This is a genomic window from Streptomyces sp. NPDC058274 (assembly GCF_042881375.1).
GTDB lineage: Bacteria > Actinomycetota > Actinomycetes > Streptomycetales > Streptomycetaceae > Streptomyces.
The window spans coordinates 452778-467697 of the sequence record NZ_JBHVXW010000003.1 but is presented as its reverse complement, the minus strand read 5'-3'; the positions used below and the strand labels follow the sequence as shown (position 1 = coordinate 467697).

Genomic DNA, 14920 nt, shown 5'->3' with positions numbered 1-14920 from the left:
GCGCTTTCAGCATGAGACTTGCCGTGCACGCATGCGCGCCGCCGATCAGGTCTTCTGCCCGAGCCGCTCCCGCTGGGGAACCACCGTGTACTTCGGGTCCTGGGCCGAGGCGACCCCCGCGGCGAAGACGCCGAAGCGGGTGCAGGCCGAGCCGGCGAGGAGGGCGAGCCCGCAGACGGCGGACGCACCGCGCGAACGGCCGCCGAGGAGGGCGCCGCCAAGCGCGCCGCCGACAGTGAGGACGCGCGCGGCACGCAGCAGGGTGCCGGCCCGCCCTTCCCGGTAGGTTTCCGCGACCATGCCGAGGCGGTGTTCCGCGGCCCGGGTGACCGCCGTCTCCGCCAGCCCGGCCAGCGCGGCGGCGCAGCGGGCCGGTCCCGCCTCCCGCGAGGGGCCGACGACCAGTGCCATCCCGGCGGCGGCCGCGGTCGCGGACGCCGCGAAGAGGTACGGGAGTTCACGGTGGGCGCCGTGCCACGCGGGGACGGCGGTGTCCGCCGCGAGGACCCCGGTGTACGCGGCGACGGCAGGGCCGAGGAGTGCGGCGGCGCCCGTCGCGGCGGCGCCGGCCCTCGGCAGCCGCCCGGTCACCGCGCTCGCCGCGGCCGCGCCCGCCGCCGGCCCGTACACCGACAGCAGCCAGGAGCCGACGCTCATCGGCGAGGTGGGCTTGAAGACCCGGAGCATGTTCGCGAACCGGCTGGGCCGCCCGAGGTCGTGGACGAGAGCGACGGCGGAGAGGGAGACGGCCGTGAGGGAGGAGACCTTCATCGCGGTCGCCGTGGTGGTACGGCCGGTCAGCTGGGCGCCCGCCGCGAACACCGAGCCCGCTCCGGCGAGGCCGCCGAGGAAGAAGTACCCGGCGATGTCCCGCGGTTCCCAGGACGGGGCCTTGATGACGGGCCGCCCGTAGTACGACTCGAACTCGGCCCGCGGGACCATCAGTTGCTCGCCGCGGCGCCCCCGCCCGCGCCGCCGCGCCGGCTCCTGCGGACTCCCGCTCCTCGAGCTGGTCATCGGCGTCCCCTTCCGGCCACGGCGAAGGACAGCGCCACGCCGCCGAGCAGCGACAGGGCCGCCGCGCCCGCGTGCTTCCACATGGCGGGCAGGTCGCGGGTGGTGACGACGGGGTCCGGCGGCAGCCCGTACACCTCGGGCCGGTCCAGCAGCAGGAAGAAAGCGCCGTCGCCGCCCACGCCGTCCTCGGGGTCGTGCCCGTAGAGGTGGGCACCCGCGACACCGGCCTCGTGGAGCTGGTCGACCCGGAGCGCGGCCCGCTCGCGCAGTTCGTCCAGCGGGCCGAACTGGATGGACTCGGTGGGACAGGCCTTGGCACAGGCCGGTTCCTGGCCGGCGCCGAGCCGGTCGTAGCACATGGTGCACTTGAACGCCCGCCCGTCGGACGGACGTTGCTCGATCACGCCGTACGGGCAGGCGGGGACGCAGTAGCCGCAGCCGTTGCAGATGTCCGCCTGGACGACGACGGTGCCGAACTCCGTGCGGAAGAGCGAGCCCGTCGGGCACACGTCCAGACAGGCGGCGTGGGTGCAGTGCTTGCACACGTCGGAGGACATCAGCCAGCGCATGCCGTCCCCCTCGGGAGCGGGCGCCTGCTCGCCCTGCGCCAGCGGCAGTTCCGTACGACCGTCCGGCTGCGGCTGCGGCTGCGGCTGCGGCTGCGGCTGTTCGATGAATGCCACGTGCCGCCAGGTGGAGGCGCCGAGTGCCCCGGTGTTGTCGTACGACATGCCGGTGAGGGTGAGCCCGTCCTCCGGGATCGCGTTCCACTCCTTGCAGGCCACCTCGCACGCCTTGCAGCCGATGCACACCGAGGTGTCGGTGAAGAACCCGACCCGTTCCTCGCTCATGTCCGGCTCTCCGTTCCGGTGGTGGCGGTGATGCCCGCGCGGCGGCGGTACTCGGCGACCAGGCGCGGCAGGTCGGCTCCGCGGGGCCGGCGGCCCGGCCGGATGTCGGCCGTCAGCGCCTTGTCCTCCTGGATGTGGGCGTTGGGGTCGAGGGCGATGGCCACCAGTTCGTTGGCCGCGTCACCGGTGGAGACCCCGTTGGGGCCCCAGTGGAAGGGCAGTCCGATCTGGTGGACGGTGCGGCCCTGGACCCGCAGGGGCCGGATCCGTTCGGTCACCATGACGCGCGCCTCGATGGCGTTGCGTGCCGTGATGATGGTCGCCCATCCGCCGTGCTCCAGACCGCGTTCCGCGGCGAGGTCCGGGGAGAGCTCACAGAAGAACTCCGGTTGCAGCTCGGACAGATAGGGCGACCAGCGGCTCATGCCGCCCGCCGTGAAGTGCTCGGTCAGCCGGTGCGTCGTCACGACGTACGGATAGACGTCCGCGCCCGGTTCGCCCGCGCCGGGGTGGTAGCGATTGCCTTCGCGCGGCAACAACTGGCGTACCGGAGAGCGGGGTGTGGCCGGGTAGAGGGCGTTGGTGAACGGCGAGTCCTGCGGCTCGTAGTGCGCGGGCAGCGGGCCGTCCTCCAGCCCCGCGGGTGTGTACAGCCAGCCCTTGCCGTCGGCCTGCATGATGAACGCGTCGTCACCGCGCAGCGCGTCGGGCCCCGTGGCGTCCTCGTCCGGTACGAAGCCGGGGGCACGGTCGGGTACGAAGTCGGGGACGTCGTGTCCGGTCCACTTCCCGGCGTCCTCGTCCCACCAGACGTACGCCTTGCGTGCGCTCCAGGGGGTGCCGTCGGGGGCCGCCGAGGCACGGTTGTAGAGGATCCGGCGGTTGGCGGGCCAGGCCCAGGCCCATTCCGCGGCCACCCAGTCCTGCTCGGACCCGGGCTTCCTGCGGGCCGCCTGGTTGACGCCGTCGGCGTACACCCCGCAGTAGATCCAGCAGCCGCACCGGGTCGACCCGTCGTCCTTCAGCTGGGTGTACGCGCTGAGCGGACCGCCGTCGGGGCCATGGCCGTTGATCTCCGCGAGGACGGCGTCGGCGACCGGCTCCTTCAGCGGCCCGGTCACCGGGTAGTCCCAGGTGAGGTCCTGGACGGCGCGGTCCATGGGGTCGGTGGAGGCGGCCAGCCGCTCCTTGATGCGGCGGCCGAGGTGGTACATGAACCACAGGTCGCTGCGCGCGTCGCCCTCGGGCTCCACCGCCGCGTAGTGCCACTGCACCCAGCGGTTGGTGTTGGTGAAGGAGCCGGACTTCTCGGTGTGCGCGGCGGCCGGGAAGAAGAACACCTCGGTGCCGATGTCCTCGGTGCGCAGCTCGCCGCTCTCGATCTCGGGTCCGTCCTGCCACCAGGTCGCGGACTCGATGAGCGAGAAGTCCCGGACGACCAGCCACTCCAGCTCGGCCATGCCCAGCCGCTGCAGCCGGGTGTTGGCGGACCCCACCGCGGGGTTCTCGCCCATCAGGAAGTAGCCCTTGCACTCGCCGTCGAGCTGCGCCATGACCGTCTCGTACGTGGAGTGGGAGCCCGTCAGCCGCGGCAGGTGATCGAAGCAGAAGTCGTTGTCGGCCGTCGCCGCGTCGCCGTAGTACGCCTTGAGGAGGCTGACGAAGTAGGCCCGCATGTCGGCCCAGAAGCCCTTCTCCGTGCGGCTCGTGGCGACGAAGTCGTCGAGGTCCAGGTGCGCGTGGGCGTGCGGCATGGGGAGATAGCCGGGGAGCAGGTTGTAGAGGGTCGGGATGTCGCTGGAGCCCTGGATGGAGGCGTGGCCGCGGAGGGCCTGGATGCCTCCTCCGGGGCGGCCGATGTTGCCGAGCAGCAGCTGGAGGATGCTCGCGGCGCGGATGTACTGGGAACCGACCGAGTGCTGGGTCCAGCCGACGGCGTACACGAAGGCGCTGGTGCGTTCCCGGCCCGAGTTGGACGTCAGGTCGTCGCACACGCGCAGGAAGGTCTCGCGGGGCACACCGCAGATGTCCTCGACCATCTCCGGGGTGTAGCGGGCGAAGTGCCGCTTGAGGACCTGGTAGACGCAGCGCGGGTGCTGGAGTGTCTCGTCGCGGGGCGGTACGGGGTCGGTGCGGGCGCCGCCTGAACCGTGCGTCTCCGAGCCGCCGGACTGGCGCGTGCGCTCCTCGTACTGCTCGTCGACCGCGCCGGTGGGCTGCTGGACCTCCACGCCCTCGTACTGCCAGCTCCTCGGGTCGTAGTGCCGCTTGTCCTCGTCCAGTCCGGAGAAGACGCCGTCCAGGTCCTCGGTGTCCCGGAAGTCCTCGCTGACCAGCGTGGCCGCGTTGGTGTAGTGCAGGACGTACTCGCGGAAGTCCTTCTCCTCGGTGAGGACGTGGTTGATGATCCCGCCGAGGAAGGCGATGTCGCTGCCGGCCCGGATCGGGACGTGCAGGTCGGCGAGGGCGCTGGTGCGGGTGTAGCGCGGGTCGACGTGGATGATGCGGGCGCCGCGGGCCTTGGCCTCCATCACCCACTGGAAGCCGACGGGGTGGGCCTCCGCGTAGTTGGAGCCCTGGATGACGATGCAGTCGGAGTGCTGGAGGTCCTGCATGAAGGTGGTGGCGCCGCCGCGGCCGAACGAGGTGCCGAGGCCGGCGACGGTGGAGCTGTGGCAGACCCGGGCCTGGTTCTCCACCTGCACCACGCCGAGGCCGGTCAGCAGCTTCTTGATGAGGTAGTTCTCCTCGTTGTCGAGGGTCGCGCCGCCCAGGCTGGCGATGCCCATCGTGCGGGCGGTGCGCAGCCCCTCCCGCTCCCACTCCCAGGTCTCGCGCCGGGTCCGGATCACCCGCTCGGCGACCATGTCCATGGCCGTCTCCAGGTCGAGCGGCTCCCAGGCGGTGCCGTGCGGGCGCCGGTAGAGCACCTGGTGGCGGCGGGCCGGGCCGGTGGTGAGCTGGAGGGTCGCGGAGCCCTTGGGACAGAGACGGCCGCGGCTGACCGGGGAGGCGGGATCACCCTCGATCTGGACGACCTTCTCGTCCTTGACGTACACCTGCTGGGCGCAGCCGACCGCACAGTAGGGGCAGACCGACGACACGACACGGTCGGCGGTCTCGGTCCGCGGCCGGAGCCGCTCCGTGTGCCCGGACTTCACTGCCTCGCCGCGGCCCAGGCGGTCCTCGCCGGTCAGCTGACGGTAGACGGGCCAGCGGCGGAACCGGTCGGTCACACCCATCGGGGCTCCCTGTCTGCGCGTCAGGCCGGGGACTCTTCGGGCCCGGGATGTTCCGGGTGGACGGTGTCCGAGCGGGCGGAACCCTGCCGGGCCGTGCCCGCCTCGTCCGTGTCGGGCACGTCCGTGGCGGAGTCGTCCTCGTCGTCGTCGCGGCCGGATGCCGGGGCGGCGTCCAAGGCGTCCTCCCCCTCATGGGCCTGCTGGTCGGGCAGGTCCCGCGGGATCGGATCGCCGTTCTCGCCGGGACCCTCCAGCCGGTGATCGGTCACAGCGCGCTCCATTCTTCAGCAGGTCGGCGAGGCCCGCACGCGCTCGCCGGCCCGCCGTCGGCGAAGCGCGGGTACCGCGGGAGTCACCGGCGAAACCATCCGCTGCCGGTCAGTGCGGAGCGCGCTCCTCCAGTGCCGTGCGCCAGGCGGGTGCGCGTCCCTGCCGTACGGCTTCGGCGCGCCGGCCGCCCCGGGTGAAGAAGTCGGCGAGCGGCAGGATCGCCGCCCCGACCGTGACCGCGTCCGGGCCGAGCCTGCCGAGCTCGATGGTGACGCGCTCGGCCGGGTAGCGCAGGGCGTACGAGGCGGCGAACCGGCGGACGGCGGGCAGGAAGCGGGCACCGAGCTGGAGGCCCGCCCAGCCGCCGATGAGGATCCGCTCGGGCTGGAAGAGATTGATCAGGTCGGAGAGGCCGGCGCCCAGGTACTCGGCGGTCTCCTCCAGGACGGCGAGTGCCACGGGGTCGGGTTCGGTGCCCTCGGGCGGGTAGGCCGCGGCGAGCATCGCGGTGAGCGCGGTCTCCTCGTCGGTGTCCTCCGGGGGCTGTCCGCCCGCCTCGCGCCAGCGGTCGAGGAGGGCCTCGGCGCCCGCGTAGGCCTCCAGACAGCCCAGGGCGCCGCAGCGGCAACGGCGTCCCCTGACCCGTACGGTCAGGTGCCCCCATTCCACGGACCGTCCGTACTCCACGTCCTCCGTGACCAGGCAGGCGCCGACGCCGGAGCCGAACAGGACGACGACCGCGTTGCGGGCACCGCGGCCGGCGCCGAACCACATCTCGGCCTGGCCGAGGGTCTTGGCGCCGTTGTCCGCGAAGAACGGCACGGAGTCGGGGAGCCGGCAGGTGGAGCGGAGCAGGGATTCGAGCGGGACGGCGTCCCAGCCGATCGTCTGGCCGTGCACCACGGCGCCGCGCTCGGGGGTGCGGGCGACGATCCCGGGGACCCCGATGCCGACACCGAGGAGCTGCTCCGGGACGATCTCCGCCTCGGCCAGCACCTCGGCGATACCGTCGCGGACATGACCCACGATGACGTCGACGTCGTAGCCCTGCTGCTCCAACGGCCGTTCGGTGCGGGCGAGTTCGGCGAGGGTGAGGTCGAAGAGCTCGACGCGTACGCGGGTCTCGCCGACGTCCACGCCGATCATGTAGCCGCTGGCGGGCGCGACCCGCAGCAGGGTGCGCGGGCGGCCGCCGTCGGAGTCGACGCTGCCGGCCTCCTCGACCAGGCCGTCGGCGACCAGCTCCGCGACCACGTTGCTGATGGATCCGGAACTCAGCCCGGTGGCCGGGCCCAGTTCGTAGCGGCTCATCGGTCCGTCGAAATACAACCGTTGCAGCACGGCGGTACGATTGCCCCGTCGCAGGTCACGCACTGTACGACCGTTCCGCCCCGCCATGTGGCACCCTTCTGATTCGCCCGACTTGCAAGATACCCCTGTGCAATCCCTTGACGCGACTTTCTTCCGAGTCTTAACTCACATCCTAAATTAAGTCATGAGGGTCGTTCGGGAAGTGAACGCACACCTGGCCCCTCATGGCTCTTTCTCCGGAAAGGGACGTCTGAGACATGCGCAGAATCCGAGCCGCGGCCGCCGGTGCGGTCACTGTCTCCATGCTGACCGCCGTAACCGCCTGTGGCGGCGGCTCGTCGTCGGGGGGCGGGTCCAACGACTCACCGAAGACGCTGACCTACTGGGCCTCCAACCAGGGGGCCAGCGTCGAGATCGACAAGAAGGTCCTGCAGCCCGAGCTCGACAAGTTCGAGAAGGACACCGGCATCAAGGTGAAGGTGGAGGTCGTGCCCTGGTCGGATCTCCTCAACCGGATCCTCACCGCGACCACCTCGGGGCAGGGCCCCGACGTCCTGAACATCGGAAACACCTGGAGTGCCTCCCTGCAGGCCACCGGTGCGCTGCTGCCGTGGGACGCGAAGAACTTCGACAAGATCGGCGGCAAGGACCGCTTCGTCGACTCGGCGCTCGGCTCGACGGGCGCGGAGGGCAAGGACCCGGCGGCGGTGCCGCTGTACTCGATGGCGTACGCGCTCTACTACAACAAGCAGATGTTCAAGGATGCCGGCATCTCGAAGCCGCCGACGACCTGGAACGAGTTCGTCGCCGACGGCAAGAAGCTCTCCAAGGGCGGCAAGTGGGGCGCGGCCTTCGAAGGCTCGAACCCGGCGGAGAACATCCACCACAGCTACATCTTCGCCAAGCAGCACGGGGCCGACTTCTTCACCGCCGACGGGAAGCCGGACTTCACCAACGACGGCGCCGTCGCCGGGGTCAAGCAGTTCGTCGACCTGATGGCCAAGGACAAGGTGGTCGCGCCGGGCAACGCCGAGTACGCGCAGAACCAGTCCGTGAGCGACTTCGCCAAGGGCAAGACGGGGATGCTGCTGTGGCAGTCCGCGTCCTCCAACCTCGAGTCGCAGGGCATGAAGGCGGACGCCTTCGGCATCGCTCCGGTGCCCGTGCAGTCGGGCACCCCGGGGACCGGCACGAACGTCAACTCGATGGTCGCGGGCATCAACCTGGCCGTCTTCAAGGACACCGACAACCTCGACGGCGCCACCAAGTTCGTGAAGTTCATGACCAGCGACGCGGAGCAGAAGGTCCTCAACAAGGCGTACAGCTCCATCCCGCCGGTCAAGGCCGCCCAGTCGGACGCCGCCTTCAACACCCCGGCGACCGCCGTCCTGAAGGACACCCTGGCCAAGAGCGGCGTCGCGCTTCCGCAGGTCGCCGACGAGTCCCAGTTCGAGACCGCGGTCGGCACGGCGATCAAGAACCTGTTCGCCGACGCCGCCGCCGGAAAGCCGGTGACCACCGCGTCGGTGAAGGCCGCGCTCGAAAAGGCCCAGACGCAGATGCCGACGAAGTGAGCGCGAGCACAAACATGACCACCACGACCGCCTCCCAAGAGGCCGGCGATCGCACGGTGCGCAAGAGCTCCCCCGGTGCGGCGCGCGGCCCGCGCCGCCCCGGGCGGATCAAGCGCATCGGACTGCCCTACCTGCTGCTTCTGCCCGCCCTGCTGCTCGAACTGCTGGTCCACCTGGTCCCGATGGTGATCGGCATCGTGGTGAGCTTCAAGGAGCTCACACAGCTCTACATCCGCGACTGGGGCACCGCGCCCTGGTCCGGACTGGACAACTACTCGGTGGCGGTGGACTTCGACGCGCCCGTCGGCAAGGCGCTGCTCGACTCGTTCTTCGTGACCGTCGGTTTCACCCTGCTGTCGGTCGGCCTGTGCTGGCTGATCGGCACGGCCGCCGCGATCTGCATGCAGGACGCCTTCCGGGGCCGGGGCCTGTTGCGCGCCCTGTTCCTGGTGCCGTACGCGCTGCCCGTGTACGCGGCCGTCATCACCTGGGTCTTCATGTTCCAGCACGACAACGGCCTGGTGAACCACGTCCTGCACGACCAGCTGGGCATCACCGACAAGCCGTCCTTCTGGCTCCTCGGTGACAACGCCTTCTACGCGCTGCTCACCGTGTCCGTGTGGAAGGGCTGGCCGTTCGCCTTCCTCATCGTCATGGCAGGCCTGCAGAACATCCCCAAGGAGCTGTACGAGGCCGCCGCACTCGACGGCGCCGGCGTCTGGCAGCAGATCCGCCGCATCACCCTGCCGTCGCTGCGTCCCGTCAACCAGGTGCTGATCCTGGTGCTGTTCCTGTGGACGTTCAACGACTTCAACACGCCGTACGTCCTGTTCGGCAAGACCGCACCGCCGTCCGCGGACCTCATCTCGGTGCACATCTACCAGGCATCCTTCATCACCTGGAACTTCGGCAGCGGCTCCGCCATGTCCGTCCTGCTGCTGCTCTTCCTGCTCGTCGTGACGGGCGTCTACCTCCTGCTGACCTCCCGAGGAAGGAAGACGGCCGATGTCTAGCAGCTCCACGACGCCACGCTCCCCGATGGCGCCACCGCGGTCCTTCCTCTGGACCCGGCGGATCTTCCTCACCGTGCTCACCGGGTTCGTCCTGCTGCCCGTCTACGTCATGGTCTCCAGCTCGCTGAAGCCCTTGGGGGACGTCCAGTCGAAGTTCCAGTGGGTGCCGAGCAGCCTGACCATCCGCCCGTACATCGACATCTGGACGACGATCCCGCTCGCCAAGTACTTCATGAACTCGCTGATCGTGGCGGGCGCGGCGACGGCCTGCTCGGTGGTGATCGCGGTCTTCGCCGCGTACGCGGTCAGCCGCTACGACTTCCGCGGCAAGCGCGTGTTCACGGTCACCGTGCTGTCCACCCAGATGTTCCCCGGCATCCTCTTCCTGCTGCCGCTGTTCCTCCTCTACGTCAACATCGGCAACGCCACCGGCATCGCCCTGTTCGGATCCCGCGGCGGCCTGATCCTGACGTATCTCACCTTCTCGCTCCCGTTCTCGATCTGGATGCTGATCGGGTACTTCGACTCCGTGCCACGCGACTTGGACGAGGCGGCGCTGGTGGACGGCTGCGGGCCGCTCGGCGCGCTGTTCCGGGTCGTCGTGCCGGCCGCGATCCCCGGCATCATCGCGGTCGCGGTCTACGCCTTCATGACCGCCTGGGGAGAGGTGCTGTTCGCGTCGGTGATGACCACCGACGAGACCCGCACACTCGCCGTCGGGCTCCAGGGCTACTCCACGCTCTACAACGTCTACTGGAACCAGATCATGGCCGCGTCGCTCGTCGTCAGCGTCCCCGTGGTCGCCGGCTTCCTCCTCCTCCAGCGCTATCTGGTCACAGGGCTCACCGCGGGAGCCGTGAAGTGACCAACTCTCCTGTCCCCGAAAGGACTTCCGTGACCATCGACCTTGCCGCTCTCCCCGACGACTTCCTGTGGGGCACGGCCACGTCGGCCTATCAGATCGAGGGTGCCGTCAGCGAGGACGGCCGCTCCCCCTCCATCTGGGACACCTTCTCGCACACCCCCGGCAAAATCGACAACGGCGACGACGGGGACACCGCCTGCGACCACTACCACCGCTGGCGCGAGGACATCGCGCTCATGCGGCAACTCGGCACCAACGCCTACCGGTTGTCCGTGGCCTGGCCGCGCGTCGTGCCGGGCGGCGACGGCGCGGTCAACGCCAAGGGCCTGGACTTCTACGACGGTCTGGTCGACGCCCTGCTGGAGGCGGGCATCACGCCGTCCGTCACCCTCTACCACTGGGACCTGCCGCAGGTGCTCCAGGACCGGGGCGGCTGGCCGGTGCGCGAGACCGCGGAGCATTTCGCCGCGTACGCGGCGGTCGTCGCGGAGCGGCTGGGTGACCGCGTCAAGCACTGGACCCCGCTCAACGAGCCGCTGTGCTCGGCGTGGATCGGCCACCTGGAGGGCCGGATGGCCCCGGGCTGGACGGACCTCACGGCCGCGGTGCAGGCCTCGTACCACCTGCTGCTCGGTCACGGTCTGGCCACTCAGGCGATCCGCGCGGCGGTCCCCGGTGCCGAGGTCGGCATCGTCAACAACCTGTCCAGCGTCGAGCCCGCCACCGACCGCCCCGAGGACGTCGCCGCGGCCCGCCGCCTCGACGGACACGCCAACCGCTGGTGGCTCGACCCGGTGCACGGCCGCGGCTTCCCGGCCGACATGCTCGAGGTGTACGGCGTCGAACTCCCGGAGCAGCCGGGCGACCTGGACACCATCGCCGAGCCCCTGGACTGGCTGGGCCTGAACTACTACTTCCCGTCCACCGTCGCCGACGACCCGACCGGGCCGGCTCCGCATGTGCGCTCGGTCCGCCGTCTCGGCGTGCCCCGCACCGGGATGGACTGGGAGGTCGGTGCCGAGGGCATCGAGCGCCTGCTGCTGCGCCTCACGGAGGACTACGGCGCCCGCAAGATCTACGTCACGGAGAACGGCTCCGCCTATCCCGACGTGGTGCGCCCCGACGGGACCGTGCACGACCCCGAGCGGACCGACTACCTCGAACAGCACCTGGCGGCCTGCGTGTCGGCGGTCCGCAAGGGTGTTCCGCTGGCCGGCTACTTCGCCTGGTCACTGCTGGACAACTTCGAGTGGGCGTACGGGTACGACAAGCGCTTCGGGCTCGTGCACGTCGACTACAAGACGCAGAAGCGCACGATCAAGGGCACCGGGCACCGGTACGCGGACATCGTCCGGGCGCACGGGGAACTCCGGCGCAACGCGGCCTAGCCGGCACGGTCACCGCCCTCGCCGAGCCGGTTCAGCTCGTCGAGGGCGGTGATGAGCGCCGGGGGCACCGACTCGCGCCCCCGGGCGGCCTGTTGGTCGCCGGGGGCGCGGGGCGCCCCCTCGTCACCGGTGGGGCCCGCCCTGCCCCCCACCGGTCGCATGCGTCAGCCGGCCGTGTACACGTCCTCGACGTAACGCCCGGACTCGAACAGGTCGTTCAGCCACCGCGCCGAGTCCCCGCCGGGGTTGCGGGCCGCGTGCAGGGCACGGAAGGCGTCGCGGACGCCGGGCGCCATCCGGGAGCCGTCGCCGCAGACGTAGACGCGGGCTCCGGAGGCCAGCAGGTCCCAGACCTCGTCCGCCTCGGCCGCGATCCGGTGCTGCACGAACGCCACACCGTCGACCGGGGCCGCACTGAAGGCCGGCCGCAGACGCACCGCCCCCGCGGCCTCGGCGGCGCGGAGCTCGTCGGCGTGCAGGAAGTCCGCGTCGGGGGTGTCACAGCCGAAGTAGCAGACGGCGGGGGCCAGTTGGACGCCCTGGGCCCGGAGCGCCACGCGGTCGGCGACGGCTCCGCGGAAGGGCGCGAGGCCCGTGCCCGCCGCGACCATGATGACCGGCGCGCCGGTGTCGTTCGGGATACGGAAGGCCTCCCGGCAGGGCTGGACGCGGGCGAGGACCGTGTCGCCGGGCTTGACCGCGTTCAGATGGCCTGAGCCGACTCCGCGGTACGTCCCGCTGCCGGAGCGGGCCGGGGCCTCCAGGAGGGAGACCATCAGGTCGGCGTGGTCCGGGTCCGCCGCGGGCGAGGAGGACACCGAGTACGTGCGCGGGCGCAGCGGGGTGAGGACGGCGAGCAGGGTCGGCCAGTCCAGTGCGCCGCGCAGTGCGGGGTAGGTCTCGAAGACCTCGACCAGGGTGCGCGGGTCGTCGTCGGGGAGCGAGGCGAGGGCGGCGCGCTCCGGCGGGCAGGGGTTGGCCGCGGCGAGGACGGACAGCTGACCGGCGCTCGAGCGGCCTTGCAACTCGACGTAGTAGGTGAGCAGTTGACGTACCGTCACGGGCCGGTCGACCGCGACGCCGTCGCGGCGCGGGCGGGTGGCGCGGATGTCCAGGACCGTGTCGAGGTCGAGGCCGAGGGCGTCGGCGGTGCGCCGGACGAGGGCCGGGTCGTTGACGGGGAGGACCGTGAGGTGGTCGCCGGTGCGGTAGGCGGTGCCGTCCGGCAGCGCCAGGCGGACGAACCGCTTGGTGCGCGGGTGGCCTGGCGCGGTGAGGTCGTACGCCTCGGTGACGGTCATCGGGACCAGCCCGTGCCGCTCGGCGAGGGCGTCCAGGGGGCCACCGGTCAGGGTGCGGATCTCGTAGGCGGCCTCGGGCTCCTCGGTGTGCGTGGCGTCCGGGTCGCCGTACCGCTCCAGCAGGGTGGTGCGCAGGGCGGCGGTGAAGGCGCGGACCGTGCCGGTGAGGTCGCCGGAGGCGTCGGCCGCGGCGCGCTCCAGGAGCCGGGTGCCGCCGAGCTCCGCCAGGCGCTCGTCGATGCGGGTCGGGAAATGCTGGTAGGTGGCGGCCCAGTTGCGGTCACCGACGCCGAGCACGGCGTAGGTGACGTCTTCGGCGGCGGCCCAGCCGTCGAGTCCGGCGGCGAAGGCGGTGGCGTCGTCCGTGGGGCGGCCGTTGTAGGAGGCCGCGGTGATGACGACGGGGCGGTCGGCGGGCAGTCCGTCGGCGTAGGCGTCCAGGGGTGCCACCTCCGTTTCGCAGCCGAGGGCGGCGGCCTCGTCGGCGAGTCCGGCGGCGAAGTCACGGCAGGTGCCGTAGTTGCTGCCGTGCAGGAACAGGGCGCGGGTGCCGGGGCGGACCCGGGCCGGGAGCGTGTCCGCGACAGCGCAGGACTCGGGCCGGGCAGCCACCGCGCCCGGGAGCGCCGGGTGCACGCGGTCGGCGGTGGTGCGCGGGGTGAGAGTGAGCGTGAACCCCTCGGGCTTGAGGGTGAGCGTCTCCTTGATCGCGAGACGGTAGTCGGCGTGATCGTGCAGCCGGTAGCGGTGGACGATCATGGCCAGCAGCATGGTCGCCTCGTGCAGCGCGAACTGCCGCCCGATGCAGGCGCGTTCACCCGTCCCGAAGGGCTTGAAGGCGTGCGGTGAGCGGGCCGCCTCCGCCTCGGGCGTGAAGCGGGAGGGGTCGAACAGCTCGGGGTTGTCGCCCCAGACCGGCTCCCGGTGCAGCATCGGGGCAAGGATGATGACCTGCTGCCCGGCGGCGACCGGGATGCGACCGCCGAGCAGCGTGTCCTCGCGGGCCTGGCGGCCGAACGCGGCGGCGGTCGGCCACAGCCGCAGCGCCTCGTTCAGCACCTGCCGGGTGTAGGTGAGCCGGCCGATGTCGTCGAAGTCGGGCTCGGGGTCGTCCGTGTCGCCCCACAGGGCGTCCACCTCGCGCTGCACGAGCTGGAGCACGGCCGGGTGCTTGGCCAGGTAGTACAGCGCGAAGGACATGGCGCCGGACGTCGTCTCGTGGCCCGCGATCAGGAAGGTGATCACCTGGTTGCGGATGTTGGCGGTGTCCAGCGTGGTGCCCTCGACGGGGTGCTCGGCGGTGAGCATGAGCCCGAGGAGGTCGTCCGGGGAGTCCTGGCCGCCGTCCGCGACCCGGGCGGCGATGACGTCGTCCACGACCTGCGCGAGATAGGCCGCGTCGTCGCGGAAGGCCGCGTCCTCCGCCGTGTGGTCGCTGCCCGGCGAACGGCCCAGCCGGGTCATGCTCCACTCCAGGCAGCGCACCATCGACTCGACGAAGGGGTGCGGTCCGGTGCCCTCGAAGGAGCCGAAGTCGTAGCCGAATCCGGCGAGTCCGATGGTGTCGAGCGTCATCCGGGTCATGTCGTCGGGGACGTCGACCGGGCGTCCGTCGTGCGCGTCGCGGTCCCAGGACTCGATCAGCCTGCGGGCGACGCGCAGCATCACCGGGTGGTACGTGCGCATCGAGCCGAGCGCGAACGCGGGCATCAGGATGTCGTGCGCCTTGGCCCAGTTGGGCTCGTCGTTGTACGCCGTGAACAGCCCGTCGGCGGCGAACTCACGGACGTTCTCCAGAGCGGGTCCCACGGACTTCGCGAACCGGTTCTCGTCGGCCAGGTCGGTGATCAGGCCGAGATCGCTCACGAACAGGGTGTCCCGCCCGTGCAGCCGTCGTACGAGCGCGGATCCGTGCCGGCGCATCAGCTCCATCACCTGCTGGATGGGCGCCCGGCCGGGACCGGTGTCGGAGATGTCGACGAGCGGCACGTCGGGGACGGCTGCGGGCTGCGGGTGCGGCGCGGTGGGGGGCATGGCGCGACAACTGCCTTTCGCGGGACGGTAAGACCTGCCTTCAAGCCTGATCGC

The 14920-nt window shown here is 71.3% G+C and carries 11 protein-coding genes; 4 read left to right on the top strand and 7 right to left on the bottom strand.

Annotation, left to right across the window (positions count from 1 at the left end; all coding sequences use genetic code 11):
• Positions 1–45: 45 nt before the first annotated feature.
• The 5 genes from nrfD to ACFVYF_RS09320 all read right to left on the bottom strand — a co-directional run bounded on the left by nrfD (position 46) and on the right by ACFVYF_RS09320 (position 6778).
• Positions 46–1017: an NrfD/PsrC family molybdoenzyme membrane anchor subunit gene (gene nrfD, locus ACFVYF_RS09340; RefSeq protein WP_389453215.1), complete on the bottom strand. Its 972-nt coding sequence runs from the start codon at positions 1015–1017 to the stop codon at positions 46–48.
• A complete protein-coding gene (locus ACFVYF_RS09335; RefSeq protein WP_389453212.1) occupies positions 1014–1868 on the bottom strand; it encodes a 4Fe-4S dicluster domain-containing protein in 855 nt (284 codons plus the stop codon). Before ACFVYF_RS09335 ends, nrfD begins: the two co-directional genes overlap by 4 nt.
• Complete coding sequence (gene fdh / locus ACFVYF_RS09330; protein ID WP_389453209.1) at positions 1865–5110, bottom strand: formate dehydrogenase; 3246 nt, start codon at positions 5108–5110, stop codon at positions 1865–1867. Before fdh ends, ACFVYF_RS09335 begins: the two co-directional genes overlap by 4 nt.
• 20 nt (positions 5111–5130) lie before the next feature.
• On the bottom strand, positions 5131–5379 hold the full coding sequence (locus ACFVYF_RS09325; protein ID WP_389453206.1) for a hypothetical protein: 249 nt from the start codon (positions 5377–5379) through the stop codon (positions 5131–5133).
• Between the two features lie 109 nt (positions 5380–5488).
• Positions 5489–6778, bottom strand: a complete 1290-nt coding sequence (locus ACFVYF_RS09320; protein WP_389453203.1) for an ROK family protein — start codon at positions 6776–6778, stop codon at positions 5489–5491.
• 170 nt (positions 6779–6948) lie between these two features.
• On the opposite strand from ACFVYF_RS09320, the gene ACFVYF_RS09315 reads away from it, so the two are divergent.
• The 4 genes from ACFVYF_RS09315 to ACFVYF_RS09300 are packed head-to-tail and all read left to right on the top strand — an operon-like array spanning position 6949 to position 11531.
• Positions 6949–8265 carry an ABC transporter substrate-binding protein gene (locus ACFVYF_RS09315; RefSeq protein WP_389453200.1) on the top strand — a complete coding sequence of 439 codons (1317 nt, stop codon included), beginning with the start codon at positions 6949–6951 and terminating at the stop codon, positions 8263–8265.
• A 14-nt stretch (positions 8266–8279) separates the two neighbouring features.
• Positions 8280–9278, top strand: coding sequence for a carbohydrate ABC transporter permease (locus tag ACFVYF_RS09310; protein WP_389453197.1), 999 nt, complete (start codon positions 8280–8282; stop codon positions 9276–9278).
• A 25-nt stretch (positions 9279–9303) separates the two neighbouring features.
• Entirely contained in the window at positions 9304–10143 is an 840-nt protein-coding gene (locus ACFVYF_RS09305; protein ID WP_389453625.1) for a carbohydrate ABC transporter permease, read from the top strand.
• Positions 10144–10172: 29 nt separating this feature from the next.
• Positions 10173–11531 carry a GH1 family beta-glucosidase gene (locus tag ACFVYF_RS09300; RefSeq protein ID WP_389453194.1) on the top strand — a complete coding sequence of 453 codons (1359 nt, stop codon included), beginning with the start codon at positions 10173–10175 and terminating at the stop codon, positions 11529–11531.
• On the opposite strand, the gene ACFVYF_RS09295 is transcribed toward ACFVYF_RS09300, so the two are convergent.
• Positions 11528–11692, bottom strand: a complete 165-nt coding sequence (locus ACFVYF_RS09295; RefSeq protein ID WP_389453191.1) for a hypothetical protein — start codon at positions 11690–11692, stop codon at positions 11528–11530. The two genes, ACFVYF_RS09300 and ACFVYF_RS09295, sit on opposite strands and share 4 nt — an antisense overlap.
• Before the next feature lie 3 nt (positions 11693–11695).
• Positions 11696–14866, bottom strand: coding sequence for a cytochrome P450 (locus tag ACFVYF_RS09290; RefSeq protein ID WP_389453188.1), 3171 nt, complete (start codon positions 14864–14866; stop codon positions 11696–11698).
• Between the last annotated feature and the right edge of the window lie 54 nt (positions 14867–14920).

Bases quoted from the DNA above. Each gene is read 5' to 3' on its own strand.
- ACFVYF_RS09295 (WP_389453191.1), bottom strand. From the start codon at position 11,692: ATGCGACCGGTGGGGGGCAGGGCGGGCCCCACCGGTGACGAGGGGGCG.
- ACFVYF_RS09320 (WP_389453203.1), bottom strand. From the start codon at position 6,778: ATGGCGGGGCGGAACGGTCGTACAGTGCGTGACCTGCGACGGGGCAAT.
- ACFVYF_RS09310 (WP_389453197.1), top strand. From the start codon at position 8,280: ATGACCACCACGACCGCCTCCCAAGAGGCCGGCGATCGCACGGTGCGC.
- ACFVYF_RS09335 (WP_389453212.1), bottom strand. From the start codon at position 1,868: ATGAGCGAGGAACGGGTCGGGTTCTTCACCGACACCTCGGTGTGCATC.
- nrfD (WP_389453215.1), bottom strand. From the start codon at position 1,017: ATGACCAGCTCGAGGAGCGGGAGTCCGCAGGAGCCGGCGCGGCGGCGC.
- fdh (WP_389453209.1), bottom strand. From the start codon at position 5,110: ATGGGTGTGACCGACCGGTTCCGCCGCTGGCCCGTCTACCGTCAGCTG.
- ACFVYF_RS09315 (WP_389453200.1), top strand. From the start codon at position 6,949: ATGCGCAGAATCCGAGCCGCGGCCGCCGGTGCGGTCACTGTCTCCATG.
- ACFVYF_RS09305 (WP_389453625.1), top strand. From the start codon at position 9,304: ATGGCGCCACCGCGGTCCTTCCTCTGGACCCGGCGGATCTTCCTCACC.
- ACFVYF_RS09290 (WP_389453188.1), bottom strand. From the start codon at position 14,866: ATGCCCCCCACCGCGCCGCACCCGCAGCCCGCAGCCGTCCCCGACGTG.